Origin of the sequence: Sphingorhabdus sp. (assembly GCF_044239005.1) — a bacterium.
In the GTDB taxonomy this organism is placed as follows: Bacteria; Pseudomonadota; Alphaproteobacteria; order Sphingomonadales; family Sphingomonadaceae; genus Sphingorhabdus_B.
Map to the genome: position 1 here is coordinate 24,404 of NZ_JBIICH010000008.1, position 8,669 is coordinate 33,072.

10 protein-coding genes and 1 pseudogene are annotated in these 8,669 nt (G+C 56.8%); 5 read left to right on the forward strand and 6 right to left on the reverse strand.

Features of this window, described 5'->3' with window-relative positions; genetic code table 11:
• Positions 1-5: 5 nt before the first annotated feature.
• From ACILQA_RS01295 to ACILQA_RS01305, 3 genes are read right to left on the reverse strand one after another with little or no spacing between them, the layout of a single operon-like run.
• Positions 6-743, reverse strand: coding sequence for a thioredoxin domain-containing protein (locus ACILQA_RS01295; protein ID WP_395628057.1), 738 nt, complete (start codon positions 741-743; stop codon positions 6-8).
• Positions 744-771: 28 nt separating this feature from the next.
• The gene (locus tag ACILQA_RS01300) at positions 772-1,455 is read right to left on the reverse strand and encodes a thioredoxin domain-containing protein (RefSeq protein ID WP_395628058.1); all 684 of its coding nucleotides are present in this window, start codon (positions 1,453-1,455) and stop codon (positions 772-774) included.
• Between the two features lie 42 nt (positions 1,456-1,497).
• Positions 1,498-2,037 carry a DciA family protein gene (locus tag ACILQA_RS01305; RefSeq protein WP_333568938.1) on the reverse strand — a complete coding sequence of 180 codons (540 nt, stop codon included), beginning with the start codon at positions 2,035-2,037 and terminating at the stop codon, positions 1,498-1,500.
• A 22-nt stretch (positions 2,038-2,059) separates the two neighbouring features.
• Here ACILQA_RS01305 and ACILQA_RS01310 point away from each other — a divergent pair, with 22 nt between their 5' ends.
• From ACILQA_RS01310 to ACILQA_RS01325, 4 genes are read left to right on the forward strand one after another with little or no spacing between them, the layout of a single operon-like run.
• Complete coding sequence (locus ACILQA_RS01310; RefSeq protein WP_395628059.1) at positions 2,060-3,133, forward strand: A/G-specific adenine glycosylase; 1,074 nt, start codon at positions 2,060-2,062, stop codon at positions 3,131-3,133.
• A complete protein-coding gene (locus tag ACILQA_RS01315; RefSeq protein ID WP_395628060.1) occupies positions 3,130-4,434 on the forward strand; it encodes a serine hydrolase domain-containing protein in 1,305 nt (434 codons plus the stop codon). The genes ACILQA_RS01310 and ACILQA_RS01315 overlap by 4 nt, the downstream gene beginning before the upstream one ends.
• 4 nt (positions 4,435-4,438) lie before the next feature.
• Positions 4,439-5,308: an NAD(+) diphosphatase gene (nudC, locus tag ACILQA_RS01320; protein ID WP_395628061.1), complete on the forward strand. Its 870-nt coding sequence runs from the start codon at positions 4,439-4,441 to the stop codon at positions 5,306-5,308.
• Positions 5,305-5,979: a DsbA family oxidoreductase gene (locus ACILQA_RS01325; RefSeq protein WP_395628062.1), complete on the forward strand. Its 675-nt coding sequence runs from the start codon at positions 5,305-5,307 to the stop codon at positions 5,977-5,979. The genes nudC and ACILQA_RS01325 overlap by 4 nt, the downstream gene beginning before the upstream one ends.
• Here ACILQA_RS01325 and ACILQA_RS01330 read toward each other — a convergent pair.
• A complete protein-coding gene (locus tag ACILQA_RS01330; RefSeq protein ID WP_395628063.1) occupies positions 5,976-6,380 on the reverse strand; it encodes a DUF1489 domain-containing protein in 405 nt (134 codons plus the stop codon). The genes ACILQA_RS01325 and ACILQA_RS01330 overlap by 4 nt on opposite strands.
• Before the next feature lie 24 nt (positions 6,381-6,404).
• Complete coding sequence (gene mgtE / locus ACILQA_RS01335; RefSeq protein ID WP_395628064.1) at positions 6,405-7,814, reverse strand: magnesium transporter; 1,410 nt, start codon at positions 7,812-7,814, stop codon at positions 6,405-6,407.
• A gap of 152 nt (positions 7,815-7,966) precedes the next feature.
• Between mgtE and ACILQA_RS01340 the strand changes: the two genes are divergently transcribed.
• The gene (locus tag ACILQA_RS01340; protein ID WP_183941681.1) at positions 7,967-8,416 is read left to right on the forward strand and encodes a peptidylprolyl isomerase; all 450 of its coding nucleotides are present in this window, start codon (positions 7,967-7,969) and stop codon (positions 8,414-8,416) included.
• Positions 8,417-8,487: 71 nt separating this feature from the next.
• Here ACILQA_RS01340 and ACILQA_RS01345 read toward each other — a convergent pair.
• Positions 8,488-8,669, reverse strand: a pseudogene (locus ACILQA_RS01345) (hypothetical protein); the annotation flags it as partial.

Below are 8,669 nucleotides of genomic sequence, written 5' to 3' on the forward strand. Positions count from 1 at the left end.
CATGCTTAGCGCGCGCCAGCCTCGATCAGCTTGGTCTTCACCTGGTTCCACGAACTGGCGTCAAGCTTCGCTCCGTTGAGGATGAAGAATGGCGTTCCCGTTACGCCGTCATCTTTTGTACCGCGCTCCGTGGTCTTGATCAGGGCATCGATTGCGGCTTTGTCCGACAGACATGCCTTGGCTTGGTCTTCGCTAATGCCACGCGACTTTACGAATTCGATCAGGCCCATTTTCGTGCCCAGCAAGGTTGCAATTTGCTCTGGCGACATTTTCTGCATGGCTTGCTGATCTGCCTCGGTCACCGTGCTGATTTTGCCCAGCCAGCTTGGCTGTTCGGCATATAGCTGGTCGGTCAGCGGGAAAAATGCCTCAGGACCGCTGCATTGTGCCAGCAGGAAACCGGGAACGTCCTGAATGCCATGAACCAGAAACGGCCGGAACTCCATCGACACGCGGCCGCTGTTGACGATTTCGTGCAGCTCTTCTGATGCCTGCACAGCGAATTGCGCACAGCCGGGGCAGGTAATTGCGCCATATTCGACCAGCTTCAAGGGCGCATCCGGATTGCCCATTTTATAGCCACCGAATTCGGTTTTGCTAACAACATCGACCCATGCCGTGCCGGCGGGCGCTGCTATCTTAGCGATCGGTTCGCCTTTTGGCGCGCCCGCTGTGTCACCGCCGCTACAGGCTGCCAGCGCCAAAACCGCTAGTGTTGTCGAAATGAGTGTCTTGATACGCATGGGATATCCTTCAATTTGGGATGTCGAGTTATTTCAATGCCGCGTTCAGTTCGGCCGTATTATGGACATGGTCTTGCAAGACGCCGTTGACCATGAATGACGGCGTGCCACGCACGCCAAGTGCTGCTCCGGCCTCCGTCATATCGATAACCGCTTTTAGTGCGGCCTTGTCTGCCAGGCAAACTTTCGCCTGCGCTGGCGTGATGCCGCGCTGTTGCATGATTGGCCCAAGCCCAAGTGCGTCGAACGCGCCAATCATGAAACCGGCATAATCTGCGGATTTAAGCTTTGCCTGTATTTCAGGGCTTATATTTTTGGTCTTACCCAACCAGATCGACTGGGTTGCGAACAAATGCCGCTGATTGCCGAAGAATTTGCCCTTGCCACCGCAACGGGCAAGCATGGCGGCGGTCAAGTCAACCGAGTTCAAAACCATATTTCGCACTTCGACGCTGGCTTTGCCCGTTGCAACCGACTGCGCTTTGAATGCGGGGGCTTCTTTCAATTCGAAGTCCGCACAATGGCCGCAGGTGTAGCTGAGATATTCGACAACCTTATTGGGGGCTGCGGGATTGCCCAAAACATGCGCGCCTTTATCGGTCACCGAAACGGTGGAAAGCCATTTGCTTGGCGCAGGGGTAGCGGCCAGAGTCGCGGAAAGCGACGCAGCACCCAACAAGGCGAAAAACAGGGACTTTTTTGCACGCAACATCAACATAGCCTTAGCCATTGAAACCATCCCCTGCATCTGGAATCACTCGCTGCCTTTGGCAAGGCTTTTTGCAAGGCTTTCGAGCACGGCAAACAGTTCGGGATCACCGATTTCGCGCAGAGATTCGCCCAGTTCCATCGGTATAGGCTTTAGCGAAGGCGGCGCTATTGGTTGCCGTGCGGGTGGCTTTGCAACGGGCCCTTGGCGGACCTTCACCCGTGCGACCGCGCCATAGCCGAAAAAGCGGTTCACCCGGTCGATAATCTCGGGAAGCACATGCTGGATCATCGTGGCATGCGCGCCTTCAACGGTCAGCTCAAGCGTGCCATCGGATTTTTTGCCAATGGGAAAACGGATCGCCTCTGGCGCAGACACAGCGGCGTAGCGTGCGCCAACAATTTCATCCCAGCGGCTAACCACCGAACTTTGCACAAAGCCAAAGCGTCGGAACGCGGCCCGGCCGATTTCGGGCATCAGTGCGGACACCGCTTTGGCTTCGCCGCCGCGCGGACGCTGAAACGTCTTGGGCGTTACCGGCTTTTTAGGGCCCTTTGGCGCTGTTGGTGGCTTGCCTTTATCCATCACCTAATCCATGCCATTTTACATGCCTGCCGTCCAACAGACTGACCAGAATTCTGGGGATATCGCCGAGCGTCTGCTGGCGCATTATGATGTTCATGCCCGAACCTTGCCATGGCGGAAACAGCCGGGGCAGGGTTTCGCGGACCCATATCATGTCTGGTTGTCGGAAATCATGTTGCAGCAGACCACGGTTGCCGCCGTCGGTGCCTATTTCCGCACATTCACCCAGACGTGGCCCAATTTTGCGGCCCTAGCGGCGGCCGATGATGCTGATGTTATGGCCGCATGGGCCGGGCTTGGTTATTATGCCCGCGCCCGCAATCTGTTAAAATGCGCGCGCGTGGTGGTTTCCGAATATCAGGGGCAATTGCCTTCCTATGAAGCAGATTTGCTAAAGCTGCCCGGAATCGGCCCCTACACCGCCGCGGCGATTGCCGCGATCGCATTTGGACGGCGTGCGGTGGTGGTCGACGCCAATGTCGAGCGGGTGGTGTCGCGGCTATTTGCGATATCAACGCCGCTGCCGCAGGCAAAGCCCCTCATTCGCGTGGCTACCGATAGCATCACGCCAGAACTGCGGGCAGGCGATTTCGCGCAGGCGATGATGGATCTGGGCGCGGGTATTTGCTCGGTACGGTCTCCGTCGTGCCTGATCTGCCCCATCCAATCCGCATGTGCCGCCTTTCGTGCAGGCAACCCCGAAACCTATCCCACAAAATTGCCGAAAAGCGCAAAGCCGCAACGGGTGGGGCATGTGTATTGGATTGAACGTGATGGCCATGTCTGGCTGCTGCGCCGTGATGATCGCGGTTTGCTTGCGGGCATGCGGGCATTGCCGGATGACGGATGGACAGCGCGCATCGACGGTGATGCAATTCCGCCTGCGGCAGCCAATTGGCAAAAATTGTCGGTGCAGGTTGGGCATATATTCACGCATTTTTCCCTGACCCTGAACATTGCCGTTACGTCATGGCCAGCAGACGCAGACGGCCCGGGTGAGGGCGAATGGTGGCCGCTAAAATCGCTCGACAATGCTGGTCTGCCGACCCTATTCAGAAAAGTGACTGAGGCGGTTTTGAACGCAGGAGAGAGATGATGGACGTACAAGCAACAGGCCAGATCATGTTGGGTCGGCGCGGATTACTCGCATGGGGCGGACGACTGGCAGGCGCCGGCGCCGTAGGTGCGTTCTTGCCCGGAATGGCTTGGGCGCAGGCTGCCGAAAAATACCCGACGATTAAAGCCGAATTCGACAGCTATGTTTCATCGGGCAAGCTTCCGGGTGTTTTGGCAACGATTGGCCGGGCGTCTGGTTTGCCAGACGTCATTGCCGTTGGCACGCAAGGACTGGGCGAAAAAACGCCTGTCAATATCGACACATTATGGCGCGTCTATTCGATGACAAAGCCCATTACGGGCATGGCCGCGATGATTTTGGTTGGCGAAGGCAAGATGAAGCTTGACCAGCCGATCTCCGAATTTCTGCCTGAATTCGCCAATATGAAGGTGTTGACCGACCCTGAAAAAAGCATGGATGCGGTTCCGGCCAAGAACCAGATTACGGTTCGCCACTTGTTGACGCATACGGCTGGTCTTGGATATTCCATCATCACCAAGGGTCCGTTGCTGCAGGCCTATCTGGACAACGGCATTACGCCGGGCATCGTCAGCCGCTTTCCTATTCCAGGCCAGCCAACCAGCACGCCGACCCCTGATCTGAAGACATTTTCGGAACGGCTTGCCAAGTTGCCGTTGGTCGCAGAACCCGGAACCAAATGGAGCTATTCCATCTCGCTCGATTTGTTGGGCCGCGTGATTGAAGTTGCCAGCGGTATGGATTTTGAGGCCTTCCTCAAGACGCGCATTTTTGAGCCGCTGAAAATGAACAGCAGCTATTTCCAAGTGCCAAAGTCGGAAACACCGCGATTGGTTTCCAACTATGCGCCCGTGAACGGCATTCTGTTCCCAATCGATCCCGCGGCGACGAGCATCTATCTCGACAAGCCTGCCTTTGCCTTTGGGGGTGCAGGCATGGTCTGCTCGGCGCGCGATTATGACCGGTTCCTCAACATGCTTGCCAATTATGGTGAACTGGATGGCGTGCGGATTATGTCGCCCAAAACGGCTGCGCTCGCAATGTCCGACCTGTTGCCCCCTGCCGTATCAACCGACGGCACCTTTGCAGCAGGCGCAGGCTTTGGCGCGGGCGGACGCGTTGGCAAGGGCGCGAACGAAGGTGTGTACGGCTGGGGTGGTGCCGCCGGCACCGTTGCGTTCGTCGATCCCAAGCGCAAGCTGCGCGCGATTTGCATGGCGCAATATATGCCAAGCAACGCCTATCCGTTCCACGAGAATTTCGCAAAATGGGTCCTGAAGGACCTTGGCCTGCCAGCCTGATCCGATGATGTCGCCAGGGTTCACGGGCTCACCGCTCGATCGCGCTGACCGCGTACGCAATGATGCAGAAGCCTATGGCGTTTTGCTGGCTGACTGGCGTGCGCGGGTTTTGGGTCTCGATGGCCTTGATCCCCGCGTCAGCGACGCAGGCGGCTTGCATTGGCATTCCATGGCTGAATTGGATGGTTCGGAAGAACTCATCTTACTTGGCCTGTCCGATGATAAGCCGCACTTTGTCGCCGTCGTTGAGGCGACAGGAGACGCATTTCGTTCGCCGGCTATCTGGCGTGCCCTGTCCATGCTGCCTGCCGAAGATGCCGCAATTTACGGTACCGCACGCAGCCTGATTGAATGGCACAATAACCATCGTTTTTGTGGACGTTGCGGGCACGCTACAGTGCTGTTTCGTGCAGGCTGGGGCCGCAAATGCGGCAATTGCGCAAAGGAACATTTCCCGCGCACGGACCCTGTGGTCATCATGCTTGCCGAATATGAAGGCAAAGCGCTCGTCGGACGGCAGTCGCGCTTTCCGCCGGGAAATTACTCGGCACTCGCTGGCTTTCTGGAGCCCGGCGAAAGCATGGAGGAAGCGGTGCGTCGTGAAATTCATGAAGAAGCCGGCGTCACCTGCAGCGTCGTACGTTATGTCACCAGTCAACCATGGCCATTTGGTGGGTCGCAACTGATGATGGCTTGCATTGCCGATGCGCAAAGCGACGCGCTGGTCCTCGACACCACCGAAATAGAAGACGCCATGTGGGTCACAAAGGAAGAAGCGCGTGCTGCGCTGGAAGGTGCTTCGGACCGCCGTTTCAACGCGCCGCCGCCTTTTGCGATTGCGCATAGCCTATTGAAATATTGGGTTTCGCAATGACCGGGGCCGCTGTTCCGCTGCGCATTGATATTGTCTCCGATGTCGTGTGCCCGTGGTGCATCATCGGTTTAAAGCAGGTGGAAAAAGCGCTGACGCTGGTGGGCCGCGATCTGGCCGTCGAAACGCATTGGCACCCGTTTCAACTCAATCCGAATATGCCCCCTGAGGGCGAAGACACCGCCGAACATATTGCCCGCAAATATGGCAGCACACCTGAACAGAGCCGCGCTAACCGGCAACGGCTGAGTGACATTGGCGATAGCTTGGGTTTTGCCTTCAACTATGGCGAGGGCATGCGCATCTACAATACGTTCAATGCGCATAAGCTGCTGACGATTTTCGGGAGCGAACGTGGCTGGCAGGCGCAAACAGCGTTGAAGTTTGCATTGTTTAAGGCCTATTTTCAGGACCGCCGCGATGTGAGCGACACCGAAGTCTTGTGTGACATTGCCGAGGCGCAGGGGATGGACCGCGCAGTGGCGGCAGCATGGATCGCCGACGCGGCGCTGACAGAAAGCGTGCGTGCGGAAATGGCGCATTGGATAGATCAGAATATCACCGGCGTCCCCGCGATCATCTTTGACCAAAAATTCATGGTTCCGGGCGCACAAAGCGCCGAGACGTTTGCCGATGTGATCAACAAGGTGTTGGCGAAACGCGAAGCGGCTTAAACCAGCCCCATCTTCATAAGTTCGCCCAGCATCTTTGGGGACATTTCGTCACGGCCATCGGTTTCGACAGAATCGAGATCCGGCGGCGTGTTCGCTTCCTCAAGATAGCGCCAGCCCTGATGCGCCCTTTTTGGCGTTGAACGGACCGCGATGAGGTGCGGTTGAAGCCGGATCCAATGGCGACCGGCGCCATTTTCCATAAAGCCCAAAATCGGGCTTCGGCCGATGATGGTGTGCGTGTGAATCCAAAACAGCGAGCCACCCGCCATTTCGTCAACGCGCTTGGGCAAATAACGCGTGGTCAGGCGCACTTCGCCATCCTGCGCATAGGCCGCGAGACGCTCGCGCAAATGTTTCGGGCTTTCCGCGCCGAACGCGATTTTGGTCATGTTAAGAGGCATGGGGGTTATTTGGTAACTGCAGTGTTAACCGACAAGCCCGCTGAAGACCGCAAGCCCCAAGAAAATAAGGAAGCCCATGGAATCCGTAATCATGGTTACGAATATCGAACTTGATACAGCAGGGTCCTGATCCAAGCGATCAAGCAGAACCGGTATGGCAACACCCGACAGACCAGCCAGCGCGATATTGCACAATATCGCCACCGCAATAACGCCGCCCAGCAGTTGATCGCCAAATATGATGCCCGCGCCGAATCCGGCAATCACCGCGATCGTTGCGCCAATGAGCAAGGCGACGCGAATCTCGCGCCAGATCGACCGCATCGTGTTCGATTGCGTAAGTTGATTGGTTGCCAACGCACGCACCGTGACCGCGAGCGTCTGCGTGCCGGCGTTACCGCCAATGGAGGCAACAATCGGCATAAGCACAGCCAAGGCGACCATGGTTTCAATCGCTGCACCAAATTGCGCGATGATGAAACTGGCGACCATCGCGGTGCCCAAATTGGCAATCAACCAGCGCACACGCGCCTTGTAACTGTCGGAAATCGGCTCGTTAATGTCGCCTTCACCGGCACCAGACAGCCGCAAGATATCCTCGTCCGCTTCTTCCTGAATGATGTGCACGATGTCATCGGCGGTGATGACGCCGACAAGCCGTCCCGCGCCATCGACAACAGCGGCAGAAATAAGTGCGTATTTCTGGAACCGAAGCGCGACTTCTTCCTGATCCATGTCCACGGGAATCAGCGTCTGTTCGTGCTTCATGATGTCGCTGACAGGAACCTTGCGCTGGCTGCGCATGATCCAGCTGAGCTTGCACGTACCCACTGGCTTATGCTGCGGGTCGACGACAAAAATTTCCCAGAACTCTGTGGTCAGCTCATGATGGTCGCGCAGATAGTCGATCAACTGACCTACGGTCATATGCTCTGGCACCGCCACAAGCTCGCGCTGCATGATACGGCCAGCGGATTCTTCGGGGTAGGACAGCGCGTCTTCGATGACGGCGCGGTCTTCGGGGTCCAGCTCGGCAAGAACGGCCTGCTGGTCCTCTTCCTCCATATCCTCGATGATCGCAACCGCGTCATCGGTATCCAACTGTCCAGCAAGTCCGGCAACCTGCGCTGCAGGCAAGGCGTCAATGATATCCTCGCGGACATAGTCATTGACCTCGGCCAGCACTTCGGCGCTCATCAACTCGCCCATGCTGATGGCAAGGTCGCCGCGCCGTTCAGATGGTGTTAGCTCGAGAAGATCGGCAATGTCGGCTTCGTGGAGCGGTTCAACAAGCCGGTAGACTTCTTGGGCGTCGCCCGCTTCCATGGCGTCCAGCACGCGGTCGACATATTCGCGGGTCAGACGGTTGTCTTCGTCCAGCGTCTCCAAAATTTCGGTATCGATGGTCAATGGGTCGGCGATATCGCTTGTCATGTGCGGGCCTCCCATTCGTAATTTTGTGCCTGGACGTTGTAATTGCGCCCCTCCTAAGCTTGCAGCGTCAAATTGCAATGATTTTGGCTTTGCACGCGCGCAATGCATCCCCTAGGGCACCGTCAACATTTCCCCAGCCTAAAGGATTATATATGGCCGATGAAACGCTTACCCTTTCGCTCGACAGCGGCGACGTTGTTATTAAACTCCGCCCTGATCTGGCGCCAAACCATGTTGCCCGTATCAAAGAACTAGCTGGCGAAGGCTTTTACGACGGTGTGAAGTTCCACCGCGTTATTCCCGGATTCATGGCGCAGGGCGGTTGCCCGAACGGCACAGGCATGGGCGGTTCGTCCAAGCCAAATCTGGCGCAGGAATTCAACGCTGAACCGCATGTGCGCGGCGTATGCTCCATGGCGCGTACCAATGACCCGAACACGGCCAACAGCCAGTTCTTCATCTGCTTTGATGATGCGACCTTCCTTGACCGCCAGTATACGGTCTGGGGTCAAGTCACCAGCGGCATGGAACATATCGATGCTTTGCCAAAGGGTGAGCCACCTGCGAATCCAGGCGTCATCCGCAAGGCGACTGTAGCCTGATATTAAAAACGCGCGGGAAGCCCAATGGCCGCCCGCGCGTTTTATCTTAGGATAAATTATTTGCCTTGGGTCTAGCCTTGCGTAGGCTCGGGCGGACGCATTGCTTCCATGGCGGTCTTTAGCTCTGCCATCGAAATCTTGTCGTCCTTATCGGTATCGATCATCCCGAAATACTGGACCAATGGTCCCTGTGCTTCGTCCTTAGCGATGAAGCCGTCTTTATTTGCATCGAGAAAAGCAAAGATTTGCTCGG

Excerpts from the sequence above, each read along its gene's own strand:
- ACILQA_RS01295 (WP_395628057.1), bottom strand. The coding sequence starts at position 743 with ATGCGTATCAAGACACTCATTTCGACAACACTAGCGGTTTTGGCGCTG.
- ACILQA_RS01300 (WP_395628058.1), bottom strand. The coding sequence starts at position 1,455 with ATGTTGCGTGCAAAAAAGTCCCTGTTTTTCGCCTTGTTGGGTGCTGCG.
- ACILQA_RS01305 (WP_333568938.1), bottom strand. The coding sequence starts at position 2,037 with ATGGATAAAGGCAAGCCACCAACAGCGCCAAAGGGCCCTAAAAAGCCG.
- ACILQA_RS01310 (WP_395628059.1), top strand. The coding sequence starts at position 2,060 with ATGCCTGCCGTCCAACAGACTGACCAGAATTCTGGGGATATCGCCGAG.
- ACILQA_RS01315 (WP_395628060.1), top strand. The coding sequence starts at position 3,130 with ATGATGGACGTACAAGCAACAGGCCAGATCATGTTGGGTCGGCGCGGA.
- nudC (WP_395628061.1), top strand. The coding sequence starts at position 4,439 with ATGATGTCGCCAGGGTTCACGGGCTCACCGCTCGATCGCGCTGACCGC.
- ACILQA_RS01325 (WP_395628062.1), top strand. The coding sequence starts at position 5,305 with ATGACCGGGGCCGCTGTTCCGCTGCGCATTGATATTGTCTCCGATGTC.
- ACILQA_RS01330 (WP_395628063.1), bottom strand. The coding sequence starts at position 6,380 with ATGCCTCTTAACATGACCAAAATCGCGTTCGGCGCGGAAAGCCCGAAA.
- mgtE (WP_395628064.1), bottom strand. The coding sequence starts at position 7,814 with ATGACAAGCGATATCGCCGACCCATTGACCATCGATACCGAAATTTTG.
- ACILQA_RS01340 (WP_183941681.1), top strand. The coding sequence starts at position 7,967 with ATGGCCGATGAAACGCTTACCCTTTCGCTCGACAGCGGCGACGTTGTT.